Origin of the sequence: Shewanella psychrotolerans, from assembly GCF_019457595.1 — a bacterium.
GTDB lineage: Bacteria > Pseudomonadota > Gammaproteobacteria > Enterobacterales > Shewanellaceae > Shewanella > Shewanella psychrotolerans.
On the sequence record NZ_CP080419.1, the window covers coordinates 3,555,683 to 3,572,834 of the forward strand.

Consider the following 17,152-nt stretch of genomic DNA (forward strand, 5'->3'; position numbering starts at 1 on the left):
ACAGCTCTAACTGCATTAGCCTTGTTTGATCGATATGCACTGCTTCACTCGCAACAAAATTGAATCACCATAAAATCGCTTCACCATTCCAGTCGATAAAATGGGCCTGCGTTGAAGGAGTCACGGTTTGTGTCACGGCTAACAGCCGCTGAGCGACAAAGTCGGGAGAAAAGAGTTTTTCTTTGGGAACATTTTGCTGGAATGGCTTAGACAACGGCGTGTCGGTTGTGCCGGGATGAAATGCCAATATTGCTACATTCTTAGCACGGCGAGCATACTCAACGGCCGATGTTTGCAACAGCATATTGAGCGCGGCCTTAGATGCTCGGTAGCTGTACCAGCCTCCAAGGCGATTGTCACTAATGCTACCGATACGGGCACTCATTACCGCAATGACGCATTTTCTATCACCTTTTACTAACGGCATCAGGTGTTTCAGCCACATCATCGGCGTAATGGTATTAATCTTAAACAGGGTATTCATCGCCTCTTCGCTCAGCTCTTCAAGCCGTTTTTCAGGTTTGACCGTGTCTTGATGTAAAACGCCATTAAAAATAAACACATTGCTAATAACGTATTTCTGAACGGCTAGCTCACTCACTAATGCAGCAATCTCCCCTTCACTGTAACCACTTTGAATAGATTTAAGCCCCTTAGCTGTAAAGGTTAAGGGTTGACGACTAATTGCTATCACAGGACCTTGCATTAAAAGATGGCCAATCAACGCTTTGGCAATCACGCTACTGGCTCCGATGACGACGGAAACGCCGCCACGGCATGCTTCTTTCGTCGAAACTTCCTTCATGACATACCACACTGACCTGTATCGCAGCGTTTCTTGCCAGTTAATAAGTAGGAAATTTTGTACCTATGCTTCGCGAATTTTAAGTAGAGAAAATCTGCAACGGGTTTAACCACTGGCCACGTTAACGGCACAACAAAGTGTTTTTTGCCCACTAACGCCCAAGCTAAGTAGGTGACATCTAGCCCTGTTAACAATTCGCCATGTTCGGTTTCGCCATGCAATATCTGATTGGCGTATTTGGCATCGATATGGGGAAATCGCGTGGTAAAGTCGACACTCGCGAGATCGGCGAGCTCTATAAATTCTTTAGTATCATATCGTTTTAGCTTAGCCATCTCGGCCGCGCAAAGTGGACATTGACTGTCATAGAAGATGCGAAGTTTCATCAGTTGCCAACCCCTAATACAATGACGTGGCAAACCAACGCCACGCCAGTAAGATAAGTTCTTAGCTGGATATATTCATCAGATAAGGTTTTGTCACGCCACTGCTGCTTGTCTAGTCGGTAGACCACCACATAACCCAGCATTAAGATGATCAGTGAAGCATAAAGGTGGTTAATGACAATGGTCACCCAAGCCAATACACTTACTACGTTACTGATAATCAACAATTTGTCATCATTAAGATAATGAACTTTGCTACTTTCTCTGCCCCACAGGGTGCCAGCAAGAAACGAAAGAATAATAGCGCTGTAGGTGATGAACAACGTAAAGGGATCGATAGAGAAGAGTGTTTGTCCCATCAAAATTAAGCAGGTAGAAATAATAAAAGGTAAGAGTCCTGCATACCCCAACATAGAATAGGTTTTTGACATGAGCGCACTCCACTTAAGGTAATTTAAGACTATTACGTATTAAGCTGGTATTGCGATCATACCAAGTTGTAGCGATTGCTAAGATTGAAGGTTTTGACTTTTTATTTCAATTTGATAGCTCAGCCAACTAAAAATCAATATGCCCACGGCATCGGCCAGCAGGTCAAACAAATCAAAGGTCCGCTGCGGAAAATAAGCTTGGCTGCACTCCTCTATAACAACGATAACAGCAACAGCCGTCGCACCGAGGTAAGGGCTAAAATGGCCTAGAGGAACACGTCTAAAATTTGTGCCAAGGTTAACCAACAGTGTAAGCGTGCCAAACAGCAGCAAATGCCCCAATTTATCACCATTGGGGACCTGTTTAATCAGGTCAAAAAATAGGTTGGGCTGCCCCGCATCGGCGCTATAAATAATCCAACCGAGAAACAGACTAAATAACACACTTAAGCCTGCAAACAATCTCACCATATCAAGTATCGACTCGTTTTATTAAGATGTATTCGAAATGAATCAGCAGTGATCAAAATGACTATATTCCATACACATAAACGAGATTTGCTGAATCGTCAGTATCGGTACCGCGACCTCTCTTGCCACCTTTATGGCTTGCAGTGATGGCGCCGTAACGAATTTGATGTGAGCACTGTAGTCGTTTGTCCAACCACAATCGATCCAATTATTTTGCCAGTTAACAAAATAGCCATTACGTGATTCGCAGCCCTCTTTTATCCGCGGCAGTTCGAAGCAATGACAACTCTCCCCCTGTTCACTCAATAAGGCTCGAATCAATTTCATATTATCAAAGGCACTTAAACTGAGTTTTTCATAGGGCTGTAATAACAAATTTAAGTTAAGAGAGTTCATCGATATTCTAGCCTTCGTTAGCCGTGGCGAGCAGGTAGTAATCCCTACCGTCGAAGCCGAAAAAGTCGACCACCTGCATAGAAGCTTTATTGGTATGTGCAGCAAAAGAGCGCTCATTTTCCTCAGAAATAAAAGTCAGCATATAAGGATACTGCTGTTTTACCGCGAGTTTTAACTCGGTTACCATAACCTCAAATAGTCCTTGGCCACGATGTGCAGGACTTATCCAGATAGGGCCATACTGACAACAGTTCTGTTTATTCAACGACTTTCCATCAAACTCAAGTTCACTCATTCGTCCTAGCAAGCGTCGATAAATAGGCCAAGACTCGAAAAAGGACCATTTTCCTGCAATCACATAACTAATAATGGTTCCGTCTTGCTCCGCCAACACAATCCAATGTGCTTTGATGAGGGTTTGAATATCCCCTAAGGAAAATGACTGCCCCGTCATGATACCACCACGTTGACTAGGATCTAACTCAGCTTCTAATTGCGACTGTTCAAGTTGAGCTATCGCTTGTGCATCTGCCAATGTCGCTTGCCTTATTTGCATCAAACCTCTCACTATCAGATCTTAATAAATCTATTTTGCCAAAAAACAGGGGAAACCAATGAAAATACAGCGCGGACATTTGCTAAAAGCCCTATCGAAGACCACAATTAACATACTTTCAACATTGATGGTAAATACTTCTCATGCTGCCAGAAAACATACACACTGGAATAAGTATACTGGAAAACGACAATGCACAGATAAACTTAGTGCGCTGGATGCATCAATGTGAATTAATGAAGCGATATTATCAAGCTGAGGTCGCCTTTGTGGTGCAAAAAACCGATTTAGGTTTTGAAGTAATAGTCAGCTCTATCAACGATACCCGCAAATACCTGTCTGGCACAGTCTATAGTGAAAAAATAGACCTATTTAACCGATTATCGAGCAGTCAACCTGATGGCATCAACCTTGAACTATCAAGCAACACCATGGCACTACCCGATGACCTAGCGTCGGTAAACAACATTTTGTCACGCCCTATCCTCTGGCCTGACGGCAGTATTTTCGGTTGCCTATGTGTGATCAACACTGCCGATGATGGTACGCCAGGGATCAACTCTTTCATGCTTGAACCTTTCCAGATATTGTTGCAGCAAGATTTAGCCTTGCTATGTCAAAGTCAGCGGATAGAGTCGCTATCGATGCGTGATCGTGAAACAGGGATGCTTAATCACTATGGTTTTATTATGATGGCACCACGGCAGTTAAACCTAGGGCGTCGCTTTGGTGCTCATGCAGGTATTCTGTTCTTTGAGTTGTATCCTACCCCCCCTAGACTAGAAATTATTGAAGATAAGCACATAAGACTACTGGGAAATATTATCCAAGATACGATTCGTACCGCTGATATTGCCGCTCATTATAGCAAGGCACAGTTTGTCGTTTTAGTCTTTATCGATGCTGAGCGAGACCTCCCCCACATAGGCAAACGTGTAGAAAAATTATTGAATCAACAAAATGATCAGCTACAACTCGACTGTGGATATGCCTTCTTCGCACCAGAATCCAGTGCCAAATTGGCCCCCATGCTAGAAAAAGCAAAGAATCAATTACGCTCTCAGAAATCAACCCAGGATGTGATTGAAACAGACGAAACGACAATGACTAAAAAGTAAGGAATAACCACTTAGCTAACATAACCTAAGTACCAGAGGAGCAAAAAGTACAACACAAAGGAGTACACTAAAGAGCAATGCTCTGTAGCAAGAGAAATGAATCTTTTTATAAAAACTAGACAATGCTCCCAAAAAAAAGGTTTACATTATCGCAACAAACGCCTTTAGGTTGTGATACCAATTCTACGCGTTATCATACAATGTACAGATAAACTCGATATGTTGAACAATAATAAGAGAGCAATATAATGCTACTGCAATGTACCGATCAAACTTTATGGTTAAGAGAGCGCGATCATCCCGCTATCACCCTTCCTCGTTGGCAGCAACAAGTTGACCTACTCAATGAGTTTTACCAGGCCGATGCCTGTATGGTTTTGCAATATATTGAAGGTGATTTTCAGGTCGTCTGCAGTCGTCAAACAACAAATTTAGCGCTATACGCAGGGACACAATTTAAAGATCCCCAGTTGTCGTCAGCATTACTAGCACACAGTGGCTATGGTGTTTTAGCACTCACTCAAACTCAAGATCCCCATAGCAAATTGTCACAATTTGAAAAGATTTGCGCCTTGCCCATCTATTGGGCCGATGGCCAAGTCTTTGGCATCATTATCGTTTGCAACAGTAAGCAAGCTAAACACTTCAATCGTTTACTCCCAATGCTAGAAAACAGTAAAGCGCTTCTGCAAGCTGAATTAAAGCAGCTTTTCTTAATGCAACAAATACAGATGATGTCAGTGCAAGATGAACTGACCTGTATGTTAAATCCCTACGGATTTAACCTAATGGCCCCTAGACAATTAAGTCTTAGCCGCCGCTTTGGTTCTCATGCTGGGATCGTGCTTATTGAAGATATTAGCGATTACACAGATAAAGCCGCTCAAAGCCAAGGATTAAGAAAGTTGGCAAGGGTAATACATCATCATATGCGAGACGCTGATGTGTCAGCGCGGATCGAAGATCGGTTATTTGCCATCCTTGCATTTGTCGACAATCAAGTGAACCTAGACAGTCTCACTAGCCGTCTAAAAAAACAGATAGCCAAAGAGGAAATTAACGCACAAATGGCTATAGGTTGTAGCTTTTTTACTCCTAACTCTCACCTTGCTATCGAGCCTATGTTAGAAGCCGCACGGCAAAACTTAATTACCAACAAAGCAGATATCCCGAATCGAATCAATATTTAGCAGCAACATATCAAAACGCGAAGACTCCTAGCCTAGAATAACCACTCTTAAAAGGTGCAGACCGACCTATGATTAAGACTCTTCCTGCGAGCGTGCCCATTGGATAAACATGACAATTGGAAAGGGAGACATCATCACTAAACCTAAGCCAATTAAGGTTGCGACCAAAAGCATGCCGTTAATCTCTTGAGTTAGCGAGGTAAAGAAATAAATAGCTACACCCACGAGTAACATAAATACCCCCACCCAATGAGTGATTTTTAATCCTGTCATCATCTCGTTTTCAATCCTCTCAATACTATCTTTTACTGCTATTATCTGACCTATTTAGCGTTAAGGATCTAAATGAACAAAAAATCATGTTAAAACTCTCATTCATCTCTTTTTTATTACCACTAACATTGTCAAAATAGCGATCTGAATTATTTTGTGGGCTTCATCATGTTAAAAAAGCACGTCTTAATCGCCTGTATGCTTACAGGTTTATCAGCTTGCCAAACAATCCCTGTACAGGATACACCGGATATCGCTATTGAAGGAACATGGCTTATAGAAGCCGTACAAGGTGAAGCTGTCATCGATTACAGCCCTGCCCAATTAGTATTTGCAGACGGTGGAAAACTCAGTGGCAATAACAGCTGCAACGAGTTCTTTGGCCAATATAAACTCGATGGTCAACAACTTGAACTGTCACCTGCGGGTAGCACAATGAAAGCCTGCGTCGATGCGTTAATGAATCAAGAACAACGTGTTATGCAAGCCATGGCGTCAGTGACCCAAGCAAATGAATCAAAAGGTAAGTTATTACTTAAAGATGTCGACGGTAATATTCAGTTGTCACTGACTAAAACTGACACAAAATAAAACGCAGTGAATAAAAACCGCCACACTTGACGGTTTTAACTTTCACATTGATGAATAGAGCGTTGATTCATAAAGCTGCTATTCATAGATCAGTTATCTAACTCACTTATCTACAAATGCTGCCTCTTAGCCTTCGAGTTTCTCGGCCAAGATCTGACTCTGCTCAGCATCTGCATTGTAATGCTCAACATCGAGTTCGTTTTCTGACTTGGCAATAATCGTTGTCGCAACTAAGTCACCAGAAACATTCACCACGGTACGAGCCATATCTAAAACACGGTCGATCCCCGCAATAAGGGCAACACCTTCCAATGGTAATCCCACTGTGGTCAGCACTAAAGTCAGCATGACTAAACCCGCACCGGGCACACCTGCGGTACCAATAGAGGCCAAGGTTGCGGTTAAGATAATGGTGATATAGTCAACCCAAGTGAGATCGATACCAAATGCCTGCGCCACAAACAGTGCCGTCACGCCTTGATACAGCGCGGTACCATCCATGTTGATGGTCGTCCCCAGCGGTAACACGAAACTGGATATTTTCTTATTGACCCCTAAAGACTCACTAGCACACTTCATACTGGCGGGTAAGGTTCCAGCTGAACTTGACGTCGTATAAGCAACGGCTAGCGCACTGCGGATCCCTTTAAAAAACTGCAGCGGATTAAGCTTAGCAACTGTGCTCAACAATAGGCTATAGAAACCAATAATATGCAGCGCACAACCGACATAAACAGCAATGATGACCTTAAGCAACGGTGCAAGCATATCGATACCATACCGCCCAGCAACCCAAGCCATTAAGCCGAATACGCCATAAGGAGCTAACTTCATTACCATATCCGTCAGTTTATACATGGCTTCCGCCAAGCTCTCAAACACCTTGATCGCAGGCTTACCATGATCGCCAATTAAGACCAACGAGATCCCCAGTGCCACAGCAAAGACGATCACTTGTAATATCTGGCCATTTGCTAATGCCGCAATAGGATTGGTTGGCACAATATTGATTAAGGTCTGCATCACAGAGGGAACCTCTTTAGCCACTGCAACACTGACATCTGGGGTCATATGTAACCCCGCACCTGGCTGCATAATATAACCAATGGCGAGTCCCAAAGTGATCGCGATAGAGGTTGTTCCTAAATAGAAAGCAAACGACTTAAAGCCGATCCTTCCCATCTTTGCGGTATCCTGCATAGAAGTCACGCCAACAATCAGGGAGCAAAATACAAGCGGAACGATTAACATCTTAATTGTATTTACAAAAAGCGTTCCTATAGGCTTAAGTACAACAGCCTGCTCGCCAAGTCCAATACCCACTAAGATCCCTAAGAGCATACCAATCAGAATCTGCAGCCAAAGTGGCACAGACATCCAGCCAGACCAGGCTCGGCCCAGCCAAGAAGAGGATTGTTGAGACATGTTTTTAACCTTGAATAGAGAGTGATTTCGCCTAGCGAACGCTTAAACGACTAGAACAGCAGTCTTACCATCATGCACGCACAATAGGGAACTCAATTTTATCACAGCGAACACGGTAAAGTGTGTGATGCATGTCATGAGCAACACCAATAAAGACTGACATGCTCAGGCGTCAAACCGATAAGAGGGTTTGGGGTTATCAAACTCCAATGTATGCAGTGCAGCTGGCGGCTGATCTCTTTCAATCAAGTGGCTCCAATAAGCATCATCAAAGCCATGGAAAAACTCCCCTTGCTTACCTTGCGACCTTAAAATGATTCGCCACCAGACCAGTCCCCACAATCCAAAAGTCACTAAGGTTAATAAGAAGTGCCAATGATGTTCGATCTTATGGAGTTGAAAACAATGCGCTTCTATAGCGCTAATATTACGGTGATTTAATTTAGTCCCAGCGCTATCTGTATTCTTTGTACATAGCGTTTTTTGTGGCTGTTCATGTTTCATAACCTCACCTATAACGGTTGACTATATGCGCATAATAAAAGTCTAGCAGAGTTAGACTTTAGTCGTAGTCCGTTACTAAAATATTCTCTCTAACTCGCCACTGAATACATGCTAAAGTGACCTTCTTATTAAGGAGAACACAATGCAAATAAGAAAAGGTCAACAAGCAGATCTGAGCGCTTTAGTGCGATTTAATCAGGCGATGGCCAACGAAACCGAAGGGTTACAACTCGACGAACAGATCCTCTCTAAAGGCGTAAAAACCTTATTAGACCATCCTGAAAAAGGCTTCTATCTGGTTGCTGAACAAGCGGGTGAAATTCTAGGTTCTCTCATGGTCACCTATGAATGGAGTGATTGGCGAGCCAAAGATTATTATTGGATCCAAAGCGTCTATATTCGGCCTGAGAGTCGTCGCCAAGGAATTTACGGCGAGCTTTATCAAACGGTAAAAGCGATCGCCGAGCAAAATGGAGGGGCCGCTAGCTTTAGACTTTATGTCGAACAGGAAAACAGCAAGGCGCAACAAACATACCAAGCGCTGGGTATGGAACAAAGCTACTACTTGATGTACGAAGAAAAATAATACCAATCAGTATAACCTACAAGCTTATACAAAAATGCCCTAGAGACATTATCCTTGCTAGGGCATTGTATGTTTAGCGATAGACACTAAGCACAGCTTTAAGCGCAAATACTGGTGACTTTAATCGCCAATCCCCCTTGGCTGGTTTCACGGTATTTAACGTGCATATCTTTGCCCGTTTCATACATGGTTGCGATCACCTTGTCCAAGCTGACTCTTGGTTCGCTGTTACGGCGCATCGCCATCCGAGTAGAATTAATTGCTTTAACCGCCGCAATCGCATTACGCTCAATGCAAGGCACCTGAACTTGGCCAGCAACAGGATCGCAAGTCAAACCTAAGTTGTGCTCCATACCAATTTCGGCTGCAATACATACCTGAGAAGGATTAGCGCCCAGCAATTCAGCCAATCCAGCAGCGGCCATTGAACAGGCAACACCGACCTCGCCTTGGCAGCCAACTTCGGCTCCCGAAATAGAAGCATTACGCTTATATAAGCCACCAATAGCAGCGGCTGCGAGAAAGAATCGTGTGTATTCTTTCTGACCGACAGGCTGAATAAACTTGTCATAATAAGCCAGTACCGCAGGAATAATCCCTGCGGCACCATTGGTTGGGGAGGTTACGACTCGACCACCAGCCGCATTCTCTTCACTTACCGCAAGCGCAAACATATTGATCCAATCAACAATCATCATAGGATCGGAAGATAGACGTTCATTGGTCACCAACTGCCGAAATAGTGCTGGCGCACGACGTGGGACTCTAAGTGGGCCGGCTAAAACGCCTTCGGTATGACAGCCTCGTTCAATGCCCTCTTTCATGGTTTGCCAAATAGCATCAAAGCGTTGATAGATGCTCTGTTCGCTATGAAATACCTTTTCGTTGGCCAGCATAATCGCGCTGATACTCATGCCAGTATCATCACACAACTTAAGTAGATCACTCGCATAGGCAAACGGATAAGGCACCACAACTTCATTGGCAGCCGTTAAACCAAAATGCGCTTCATCAACAATAAAGCCGCCGCCAATAGAGTAGTAGGTCTGACTATAGACACGATTTTCACCAATCCACGCACTTAGAGTCATACCATTTTCATGTAATGGCAAAGCGTGTTGATGAAAAACAACCGCTTCAGCCGGAAAATCAACCCTATGCATCTCTGAACCGAGGGGCAAAGCTGAAGTAAGCTCGACTTGGCGAATAAACTCAGGCATTAAATCGATATCGACGGTTTCAGGCATATTACCGGCTAAGCCCATAATAATTGCGATATCAGTATGATGCCCCTTACCTGTCAACGACAATGAACCATAAATATCAACGGTAACACTCGTTAGTAGGTTCAGCTCTCCACGTTGACGAAGATCATCGATAAAACCTTTCGCGGCCTTCATCGGCCCGACAGTATGTGAGCTCGAGGGACCCACACCTATCTTAAAAATATCAAATGCGCTAACCATAAATCACCACTACTTAAATGAAATGAGCCGCCACCCAATCAAAACAATCACGACTCAATAACTTAACCCCGTATTAAGACAGCATACCAAACACGATCGCAGTCATGGCAAGTAAGCCCGATATCACCACAAACACATTGCTGATACGACCACGGTACGCTTTTAATGCAGGCACTTTATATACGGCATACATTGGCATTAGATACAAAATAGCCGCGATAATCGGGCCACCCAGCGCTTCGATCATCCCCAGAATGCTTGGGTTAATGATGGCCACGCCCCAAATAGTGAGGAACATAAAACCAAGAATAAACTTGTCAATTTTACTGTCAGCAACCTCTCTGTTACCACTACGCAATTGCTTAGTAATAATCCCTTTCATGCCTTCTGTTGCTCCCATATAGTGACCAAAAAAAGAAGACACAATCGCAATAACAGCAATGATAGGGCCAAAGTAGCTCACAAAACCACTCGAGTGGACATTGGCTAAATAGGAAAGAATTGGAAGATTCTGTGCTTTCGCCTCAGCAAGTTGCGTTGGGCTTAATGACAACACACAAGAGAAAACAAATAGCATTACAAAGCCAACCAACATCATAGTGGTGTTGCGTAAAATAACGTCGGCTTTTTTAGCGGCATTTTGTCCATGTTGCTTCTTAAGCGATACAGAGAACTGAGAGATCGCAGGAGAATGGTTAAATGCAAAAACCAATACAGGGATGGTTAACCAAACGGTTCCGAGGAATTCGCCGGTGGCAGGTACTTGCATCAATGCGTCCGTTTTCCAACTCGGAATAAGATACAAAGACATAAAGGCCAAAATAGCAACCAAAGGATAAACCAGCAATTGAGTCACCTTAAGCATGAATTTCTCGCCAGAAACCATTACTGACATCATGCCTAAAATCAGCACGCCAGATAAAATGAAACGCGGTGGAGACGCCATGCCAAGCTGATTAACAATAAAACTATCAACAGTGTTGGTAATACCAACACCATAAATTAAAACGATAGGATAAATAGCAAAGAAATAAAGTAAGGTGATCGCTTTACCTGCACCAATACCGAAATACTCTTCAACCACATGAGTAATATCACTGCCCTGCTTTTGTGATGAGCACACGAAACGAGATAGACCTCTGTGGGCTAAGTAAGTCATAGGCCCAATAATCGCAGCCATCATCACTAATGGCCAAAAGCCTCCCATTCCGGCGTTAATTGGCAAGAATAAGATCCCAGCCCCTACAGCAGTGCCAAACAAACTTAACATCCAAGTGGTATCTGTGCGCGACCACCCCTGTTTGGTTGAAACCATTACTTCAGAAACTGTTGCTTCATTTTGCATAGATAAAACCCTCTCGATGCACTTGCATCTCAATGTTTCCACGACTTCTAATGGCTGTAATTCAGCTAGAAGGTCGACTAAATTTGCGCTCAGAATATAGGAGAAAAAGCTAAAAATATTGATCCAGAACGGCATTCTGTAGTTAAATTTCAGAACAAGCTAATATCGTGAGCAATCTCTAAATAAGCCTGTAATTAATTTTCATATTAGCAATAAAGCAACAACCAGAACGTACTGAACATTAACAGTTTCATCACCTGTAGCGCTTGCCACACAAGGAATCACTGAGCCCAACATAGAGAGCAAAGTACTTAGGGTTAACAATACGATGACCTCAATAAAAAGCGCTATAAGCATTTTAGCCCACGCTATGGGCAAATAGCCGCCATATTCTTTTCATCGTTAGGACCCGTTGATCTTTGCAGGTTGAATTTTGTTGAAGACAAAAAACGTTTTAATCGAGGTAAGTAGATTGCAGCCTAGTCATCTAAGCAAAATTCAGTTAACCAAGCGTAAAAGGTTTTTAGCCGCCCCTTAGGGCGACGTTTGTTGGTCATTTCTACTTGGTTGTCAGCTTTTCATGTAGAATAACCACAAAGCGTCTGCCTTGTATAAATAACCAACAACTTGCAGCAAAAAACCTTAAAAGATCAACAGCCCCTAGAGATCACCGATGTCAACACTCAACAACCAAAATCAAATCCGCATTACTGTAGGCTCTAAAAATCCGGTCAAAATTGGGGCCGCTAACAAGGCCATCTCATTACTATTTCCAAACGCTCAGGTGATTTGCCAAGGTATTCACGCGCCTTCAGACGTTGCTGACCAACCAATGACTGACAATGAAACGAAAGCCGGAGCCATCAACCGTGTACGCTACTGCGAGCAGCAAGCGCGCTTAAATCCAGGGCTGACAGCCGATCTTTATATTGCAATGGAAGGAGGCGTTGATCGCTTTGACCATGGTGCAGCAACTTATGCCTATATGGCGGTTATCTATCAAGGGCAATTATCGATAGGACGAAGCGCACAACTGCCGCTGCCAGAGTCAGTCTATCAAGCACTAGAGAACGGAGAGGAGCTAGGGCATGTCATGGACAGGTTATTTAATACTGTCAATATTAAGCAAAAAGGTGGCGCAATTGCCTTGTTTACCGATGGAAAAGCGAGCAGAGAAAGCGTTTATACACAGGCAATAGTGCTGGCAATGGCACCATTTTTAAACCCCAAGATCTTTTGCTAACCCTATCGAAATAAGTAGCTTAGGGCGAAAATCTTAAGCTGCATTGCAAAGTTAATTGAAAATGTTTTGAGTCGAATGAGTAAAAACTTGCATTTCTAAATTAGGCCGTCTAAGTTAGATGTAAATCGCAACTATATTTACCGCTACGGATCACCAATGTCATCTCCTTGCCAAGCCACCATAGATGAAACGAGTCAGGTTAGCGCTATCGACCCCCCTCAAACCTGTTCATCCTTGCGCAGTTTATCAAGATTATTAGTCAGGCAATTAGGTCTGCTCAATTCCGCTTTGGGGGAACTGCCTATATCGCCAGTTCAAGCTCACGCAATGATTGAGATTGATTCACAGGAACTCTCCATAAAACAAATCTCTATGGCATTGAATATTGATAAGTCCAATGCTAGCCGAGCTGTTACCCAGTTGTGTGAGAAAGGCTATGCCAAAAGCCGTAATAATCCACGAGATAGCCGCAGCTCTTTATGTCAGCTTACGTCCCAAGGTAAACGACAACTCAAATATCTGAATCAGCAACAAGACCAGATATTTACACTTATTCTGTCCCAATTATCGACCAATCAAATCACCCAATTAGAATCATCCTTGACCCAATACACTAGAGCGATTGAGTATGCGAACATGCAACAGGGATACGAGATCCGCAGTATCACCCCTGAAGACAATCCTCATATTGCTAGGGTCATTCGTCATGTCTCAGCCGAATATGGTCTAACACCAGACAAGGGTTATGGTGTTGCCGACCCTACCTTAGACACCTTATATCAAGTGTACGATAAACCTAAAGCTCACTATTGGGTTATAGAGGCTAAAAGCGTAATTTGGGGCGGTGCAGGCATTGCCCCTCTCGATGGACACCCTGGTGTCTGCGAGTTACAAAAGATGTATTTTGACAATAAGATACGAGGCAAAGGACTAGCAAGACGCCTAGCGCTTCAAACCTTAGATTTCGCTCGTAGCCAAGGTTATGAAAGTTGCTATTTAGAAACCACGGCATGCTTAAAAGAGGCCGTGTTCCTTTATGAAAAGCTGGGCTTTAAACATCTAGATAAGCCTCTTGGAAATACGGGACATGATGCCTGTGAAATACCGATGATGATTAAACTTTGACCACAAATTTAAAATGGAGATCATCTAGATAATCTATTAATAAATCATGAAATAAATTATCTAGTGTTTCACAACAAAGCTTGCTAGCCTCAAGGGTAATCCTTGCTCATTCTGGAGATTTGAATGGACTATAGACGACTACCACATTCGAGCCTAGACGTTAGTCAGCTTTGCCTCGGCACCATGACCTGGGGCGAACAAAATACCCAAAGCGAAGCGTTCGCACAACTCGATTACGCCATAGGTAAAGGGATCAACTTTATCGATACTGCCGAGATGTATCCGGTACCACCTAAAGCAGAAACCCAAGGAGAGACCGAGCGCATTCTAGGTAACTACCTTAAGTCTCGAGGTAACCGAGATAATTTGGTTATCGCCACTAAAGTGGCAGGCCCTGGCGGAAAGAGCGACGGTATCCGCGACAATATGGCGCTAGATTGGCGTAATATTCATCAAGCTGTCGATGATTCTCTCGAGCGATTACAGATAGAGACGATCGATCTGTATCAACTTCATTGGCCAGATAGAAATACCAATTTCTTCGGTGAACTCTTCTATCAGCAACAAGACTCGGAAAAACTCACCCCGATAATAGAAACTCTTGAGGCATTAGCTTCACTCATCTCTGCGGGAAAAATTCGTTATATCGGTGTATCAAATGAGACGCCTTGGGGCGTGATGAAGTACCTGCGACTCGCTGAAAAACATGGCTTACCACGGATCATTAGCGTGCAGAACCCCTATAACTTGCTTAATCGTAGCTTCGAAGTGGGTATGGCAGAGATTGCTCACCGTGAAGAGTTACCACTACTGGCCTATTCACCGTTAGCCTTTGGTGCGTTGACTGGTAAATACATGGATGATCAATGGCCTGAAGGGGCGCGTCTAACATTGTTTAAGCGCTTCGCTCGCTATACAGGATCAACCATTGCACTCGAAGCAACCAAGGCTTATGTCGAACTGGCTCGTGAATTTAATCTCAGTCCGGCACAGATGGCGTTGGCCTTCGTTAATACACGGCAATTTGTCGGCTCAAACATTATTGGGGCAACCAATCTCGAGCAGCTCAAAGAGAATATCGACAGTATCGAGGTGACACTAAGTGCTCCTTTGCTTGCCAGACTCAATGAACTAGCAGAGCTATACCGTATTCCCTGCCCATAATCTAAGCGAATCTGACTAAAAAGCCGCTTGCAATAGGCGTTAAGATCTCCCAAGATCTTAGCGCCTATTATTTATTATCGTTGGACCCATCGATGGACGTGAACCTACTGCGTGAGCAGTTTCCTGCACTTGCCCAGACATTAGGGGATTATCCTCTATGTTACCTTGATACTGCGGCCACCAGCCAAAAGCCAAAGCAAGTACTCGATGCCATGGCAAACTACTATCAATATGATAACGCCAATGTCCATCGAGCGGCCCATCAGCTATCGACTCGAGCGACGATAAGTTATGAGGCTGTGCGCGACAGTGTACAAGCATTTATTCATGCTCAGCGGCGTGAAGAGATTATCTTCACCCACGGTACCACCCTGGGCATCAATATGATTGCCCACGGCCTGAGCCAACAGGTCAAAAAAGGCGATGTGATCTTAGTCGATACCGCAGCCCATCACGCTAATATCGTACCTTGGCAGATGCTAGCTAAGCGCACTGGAGCTCTCATAAAACCCATTCCGCTCGATGATCAGCTGAGAATCGATAACAAGGCTTATCTTCAGTTACTTAAAGAGCAGCCCGTAATTGTGGCTCTTTGCCACGTATCCAATGTGCTAGGCACGGTAAACCCAGTCAAACAGATGGTGGCGCAAGCAAAAGCTGTCGGTGCGATAACGGTTATCGATGGCGCTCAAGCGATTGCCCATATGGATGTAGACGTGCAGCAGATTAATTGTGACTTCTATCTATTCTCTGGCCATAAGATGTATGGTCCTACTGGAGTTGGTATTCTTTTTGGCCGTTATCAGCAGCTCGATAAACTGGATCCCTTGCTCACTGGCGGAGAGATGATCACCAGCGTCAGTTTCGATAACACTGTGTTTAATATTCTACCTAATCGCCTTGAAGCTGGGACGCCGCCCATAAGCGAAGTGATAGGTCTCGGTGAAGCCATTAATTTTATCAAGGCCTTACCAAAAACAGAAACCCAAGCACGAGAAGCTGAGCTACTTAGTTATCTACAAGTGTCACTGCGTAGTCTCGGCGATATTACGCTCTACGGTGCCCATGATGACAACCTTGGCGCAGTCGCCTTTAATCTGGCCGACGAACACCACCAAGATGTAGGAATACTGCTCGATCAACAAGGCGTTGCAGTGCGCTGTGGCCATCACTGCGCCATGCCACTGATGCAATCTCTCAATATTAAGGGGTGTTGCCGCGCATCAATTGGGGTTTACACGAGTGTCGAAGATATCGATCGCTTTATCGATGCGCTAAAATCGGTCAAAGAACTGCTACTCTAAAGTAGAATAAGCAAGCACTTAAAAAAACCGTTAACGGCCCAAATGAGCCATCAGCGATCAAGGATATCCATGAGTTCATCCAAAACTCCACAGCCAGTAAAGGCACAATATCTTGCGTTAACCTTCGACAGCGAAGCGATATTGGCTCGTTTCGAGCACGCCGCCAACTGGCAAGAGCGTTATCGGGAGATAATGCTACTAGGAAAGACCTTACCTACACTGGATGACGCATTACGTGTTGAACAGGCGCAAGTACGAGGCTGTGAAAGCAGTGCTTGGCTTTATCACATTAATATCGAAGGCAAGAACTACTATTTGGCCGACAGCGATGCGCGGATTGTTAAAGGCCTTATCGCATTACTGTTGGCGATGACACATGGACAGAGTGCGCAAACCATCGCGGCATTAGATATTAATGCTTATTTCGATAAACTAGGGTTAACGGGTCAACTGAGTCCATCGAGAACCAATGGTTTATTTGCCTTAGCCGCAGCAATCAAATCCGCCGCCGAATAAACACCGGTTTGACCCCACTATAATCGCTCTCTTCCCGTATTGGTATTTAGTTAAGCATTAATCTTCAAAAAAATCAGTCTCTTACAAAAAATATAGGTATTACGCTTCGATTAGAGTGCACTCTAATCGCCTAATGTTGCGGTACGTACTTGAAAGAGAAAAGATGACGCGAACCTTTGAGACAACAATACCCGAACACGACTTTCGTAATCACTCTTACTCGCTGTATAGGACTGTTATTTGGAGTCGAATTAAGG

At 43.9% G+C, this 17,152-nt stretch carries 20 protein-coding genes; 9 read left to right on the plus strand and 11 right to left on the minus strand.

The features are described 5' to 3' along the window. Positions 1-64: 64 nt before the first annotated feature. The 6 genes from K0I62_RS15685 to K0I62_RS15710 form a co-directional block, all read right to left on the minus strand. Entirely contained in the window at positions 65-805 is a 741-nt protein-coding gene (locus K0I62_RS15685; RefSeq protein WP_220068996.1) for an SDR family NAD(P)-dependent oxidoreductase, read from the minus strand. Continuing rightward, positions 802-1,191, minus strand: a complete 390-nt coding sequence (locus K0I62_RS15690) for a thiol-disulfide oxidoreductase DCC family protein (RefSeq protein WP_220068997.1) — start codon at positions 1,189-1,191, stop codon at positions 802-804. The genes K0I62_RS15685 and K0I62_RS15690 overlap by 4 nt, the downstream gene beginning before the upstream one ends. Continuing rightward, positions 1,191-1,622 carry a DUF3429 domain-containing protein gene (locus K0I62_RS15695; protein WP_220068998.1) on the minus strand — a complete coding sequence of 144 codons (432 nt, stop codon included), beginning with the start codon at positions 1,620-1,622 and terminating at the stop codon, positions 1,191-1,193. The genes K0I62_RS15690 and K0I62_RS15695 overlap by 1 nt, the downstream gene beginning before the upstream one ends. Positions 1,623-1,700: 78 nt before the next feature. Next, positions 1,701-2,093 (minus strand): VanZ family protein, encoded by a 393-nt coding sequence (locus K0I62_RS15700; protein ID WP_220068999.1) that lies wholly within the window; start codon positions 2,091-2,093, stop codon positions 1,701-1,703. Positions 2,094-2,135: 42 nt separating this feature from the next. Beyond that, entirely contained in the window at positions 2,136-2,420 is a 285-nt protein-coding gene (locus tag K0I62_RS15705) for a hypothetical protein (RefSeq protein ID WP_258405015.1), read from the minus strand. A gap of 76 nt (positions 2,421-2,496) precedes the next feature. Next, entirely contained in the window at positions 2,497-3,045 is a 549-nt protein-coding gene (locus K0I62_RS15710; protein WP_220069001.1) for a GNAT family N-acetyltransferase, read from the minus strand. A 143-nt stretch (positions 3,046-3,188) separates the two neighbouring features. On the opposite strand from K0I62_RS15710, the gene K0I62_RS15715 reads away from it, so the two are divergent. Beyond that, positions 3,189-4,163, plus strand: coding sequence for a GGDEF domain-containing protein (locus K0I62_RS15715; protein ID WP_220069002.1), 975 nt, complete (start codon positions 3,189-3,191; stop codon positions 4,161-4,163). Between the two features lie 248 nt (positions 4,164-4,411). Beyond that, entirely contained in the window at positions 4,412-5,353 is a 942-nt protein-coding gene (locus tag K0I62_RS15720; RefSeq protein ID WP_220069003.1) for a diguanylate cyclase domain-containing protein, read from the plus strand. Between the two features lie 72 nt (positions 5,354-5,425). Here K0I62_RS15720 and K0I62_RS15725 read toward each other — a convergent pair whose 3' ends face one another. Continuing rightward, the gene (locus K0I62_RS15725; protein ID WP_220069004.1) at positions 5,426-5,629 is read right to left on the minus strand and encodes a hypothetical protein; all 204 of its coding nucleotides are present in this window, start codon (positions 5,627-5,629) and stop codon (positions 5,426-5,428) included. A 165-nt stretch (positions 5,630-5,794) separates the two neighbouring features. On the opposite strand from K0I62_RS15725, the gene K0I62_RS15730 reads away from it, so the two are divergent. Next, on the plus strand, positions 5,795-6,217 hold the full coding sequence (locus K0I62_RS15730; RefSeq protein WP_220069005.1) for an META domain-containing protein: 423 nt from the start codon (positions 5,795-5,797) through the stop codon (positions 6,215-6,217). 126 nt (positions 6,218-6,343) lie between these two features. Here the strand turns inward: K0I62_RS15730 and K0I62_RS15735 are convergent, their stop codons facing one another. Beyond that, positions 6,344-7,642: a dicarboxylate/amino acid:cation symporter gene (locus tag K0I62_RS15735; protein ID WP_220069006.1), complete on the minus strand. Its 1,299-nt coding sequence runs from the start codon at positions 7,640-7,642 to the stop codon at positions 6,344-6,346. A gap of 165 nt (positions 7,643-7,807) precedes the next feature. Further along, the gene (locus tag K0I62_RS19290; RefSeq protein ID WP_258405016.1) at positions 7,808-8,146 is read right to left on the minus strand and encodes a DUF4234 domain-containing protein; all 339 of its coding nucleotides are present in this window, start codon (positions 8,144-8,146) and stop codon (positions 7,808-7,810) included. Positions 8,147-8,288: 142 nt separating this feature from the next. On the opposite strand from K0I62_RS19290, the gene K0I62_RS15745 reads away from it, so the two are divergent. Then, complete coding sequence (locus K0I62_RS15745) at positions 8,289-8,732, plus strand: GNAT family N-acetyltransferase (RefSeq protein ID WP_220069007.1); 444 nt, start codon at positions 8,289-8,291, stop codon at positions 8,730-8,732. A gap of 98 nt (positions 8,733-8,830) precedes the next feature. Here K0I62_RS15745 and K0I62_RS15750 read toward each other — a convergent pair whose 3' ends face one another. After that, on the minus strand, positions 8,831-10,198 hold the full coding sequence (locus K0I62_RS15750; protein ID WP_220069008.1) for an L-serine ammonia-lyase: 1,368 nt from the start codon (positions 10,196-10,198) through the stop codon (positions 8,831-8,833). A gap of 73 nt (positions 10,199-10,271) precedes the next feature. Further along, a complete protein-coding gene (locus tag K0I62_RS15755) occupies positions 10,272-11,543 on the minus strand; it encodes an aromatic amino acid transport family protein (protein ID WP_220069009.1) in 1,272 nt (423 codons plus the stop codon). A gap of 673 nt (positions 11,544-12,216) precedes the next feature. Between K0I62_RS15755 and yjjX the strand changes: the two genes are divergently transcribed. The 5 genes from yjjX (at position 12,217) to K0I62_RS15780 (ending at position 16,895) form a co-directional block, all read left to right on the plus strand. Continuing rightward, positions 12,217-12,786, plus strand: coding sequence for an inosine/xanthosine triphosphatase (gene yjjX / locus K0I62_RS15760; protein ID WP_220069010.1), 570 nt, complete (start codon positions 12,217-12,219; stop codon positions 12,784-12,786). A 156-nt stretch (positions 12,787-12,942) separates the two neighbouring features. Continuing rightward, positions 12,943-13,911, plus strand: a complete 969-nt coding sequence (locus K0I62_RS15765; protein ID WP_220069011.1) for a bifunctional helix-turn-helix transcriptional regulator/GNAT family N-acetyltransferase — start codon at positions 12,943-12,945, stop codon at positions 13,909-13,911. Between the two features lie 123 nt (positions 13,912-14,034). After that, on the plus strand, positions 14,035-15,075 hold the full coding sequence (locus K0I62_RS15770) for an NADP(H)-dependent aldo-keto reductase (protein ID WP_220069012.1): 1,041 nt from the start codon (positions 14,035-14,037) through the stop codon (positions 15,073-15,075). Positions 15,076-15,167: 92 nt separating this feature from the next. Beyond that, complete coding sequence (locus K0I62_RS15775; protein WP_220069013.1) at positions 15,168-16,379, plus strand: cysteine desulfurase; 1,212 nt, start codon at positions 15,168-15,170, stop codon at positions 16,377-16,379. A gap of 69 nt (positions 16,380-16,448) precedes the next feature. Further along, positions 16,449-16,895 carry a SufE family protein gene (locus K0I62_RS15780; protein ID WP_220069014.1) on the plus strand — a complete coding sequence of 149 codons (447 nt, stop codon included), beginning with the start codon at positions 16,449-16,451 and terminating at the stop codon, positions 16,893-16,895. Positions 16,896-17,152 lie beyond the last annotated feature (257 nt).

Excerpts from the sequence above, each read along its gene's own strand:
- K0I62_RS15755 (WP_220069009.1), bottom strand. The coding sequence starts at position 11,543 with ATGCAAAATGAAGCAACAGTTTCTGAAGTAATGGTTTCAACCAAACAG.
- K0I62_RS15695 (WP_220068998.1), bottom strand. The coding sequence starts at position 1,622 with ATGTCAAAAACCTATTCTATGTTGGGGTATGCAGGACTCTTACCTTTT.
- K0I62_RS15735 (WP_220069006.1), bottom strand. The coding sequence starts at position 7,642 with ATGTCTCAACAATCCTCTTCTTGGCTGGGCCGAGCCTGGTCTGGCTGG.
- K0I62_RS15725 (WP_220069004.1), bottom strand. The coding sequence starts at position 5,629 with ATGATGACAGGATTAAAAATCACTCATTGGGTGGGGGTATTTATGTTA.
- yjjX (WP_220069010.1), top strand. The coding sequence starts at position 12,217 with ATGTCAACACTCAACAACCAAAATCAAATCCGCATTACTGTAGGCTCT.
- K0I62_RS15685 (WP_220068996.1), bottom strand. The coding sequence starts at position 805 with ATGAAGGAAGTTTCGACGAAAGAAGCATGCCGTGGCGGCGTTTCCGTC.
- K0I62_RS15730 (WP_220069005.1), top strand. The coding sequence starts at position 5,795 with ATGTTAAAAAAGCACGTCTTAATCGCCTGTATGCTTACAGGTTTATCA.
- K0I62_RS15700 (WP_220068999.1), bottom strand. The coding sequence starts at position 2,093 with ATGGTGAGATTGTTTGCAGGCTTAAGTGTGTTATTTAGTCTGTTTCTC.
- K0I62_RS15705 (WP_258405015.1), bottom strand. The coding sequence starts at position 2,420 with ATGAAATTGATTCGAGCCTTATTGAGTGAACAGGGGGAGAGTTGTCAT.
- K0I62_RS15770 (WP_220069012.1), top strand. The coding sequence starts at position 14,035 with ATGGACTATAGACGACTACCACATTCGAGCCTAGACGTTAGTCAGCTT.
- K0I62_RS15775 (WP_220069013.1), top strand. The coding sequence starts at position 15,168 with ATGGACGTGAACCTACTGCGTGAGCAGTTTCCTGCACTTGCCCAGACA.
- K0I62_RS19290 (WP_258405016.1), bottom strand. The coding sequence starts at position 8,146 with ATGAAACATGAACAGCCACAAAAAACGCTATGTACAAAGAATACAGAT.
- K0I62_RS15690 (WP_220068997.1), bottom strand. The coding sequence starts at position 1,191 with ATGAAACTTCGCATCTTCTATGACAGTCAATGTCCACTTTGCGCGGCC.
- K0I62_RS15745 (WP_220069007.1), top strand. The coding sequence starts at position 8,289 with ATGCAAATAAGAAAAGGTCAACAAGCAGATCTGAGCGCTTTAGTGCGA.
- K0I62_RS15710 (WP_220069001.1), bottom strand. The coding sequence starts at position 3,045 with ATGCAAATAAGGCAAGCGACATTGGCAGATGCACAAGCGATAGCTCAA.
- K0I62_RS15715 (WP_220069002.1), top strand. The coding sequence starts at position 3,189 with ATGCTGCCAGAAAACATACACACTGGAATAAGTATACTGGAAAACGAC.
- K0I62_RS15720 (WP_220069003.1), top strand. The coding sequence starts at position 4,412 with ATGCTACTGCAATGTACCGATCAAACTTTATGGTTAAGAGAGCGCGAT.
- K0I62_RS15765 (WP_220069011.1), top strand. The coding sequence starts at position 12,943 with ATGTCATCTCCTTGCCAAGCCACCATAGATGAAACGAGTCAGGTTAGC.
- K0I62_RS15780 (WP_220069014.1), top strand. The coding sequence starts at position 16,449 with ATGAGTTCATCCAAAACTCCACAGCCAGTAAAGGCACAATATCTTGCG.
- K0I62_RS15750 (WP_220069008.1), bottom strand. The coding sequence starts at position 10,198 with ATGGTTAGCGCATTTGATATTTTTAAGATAGGTGTGGGTCCCTCGAGC.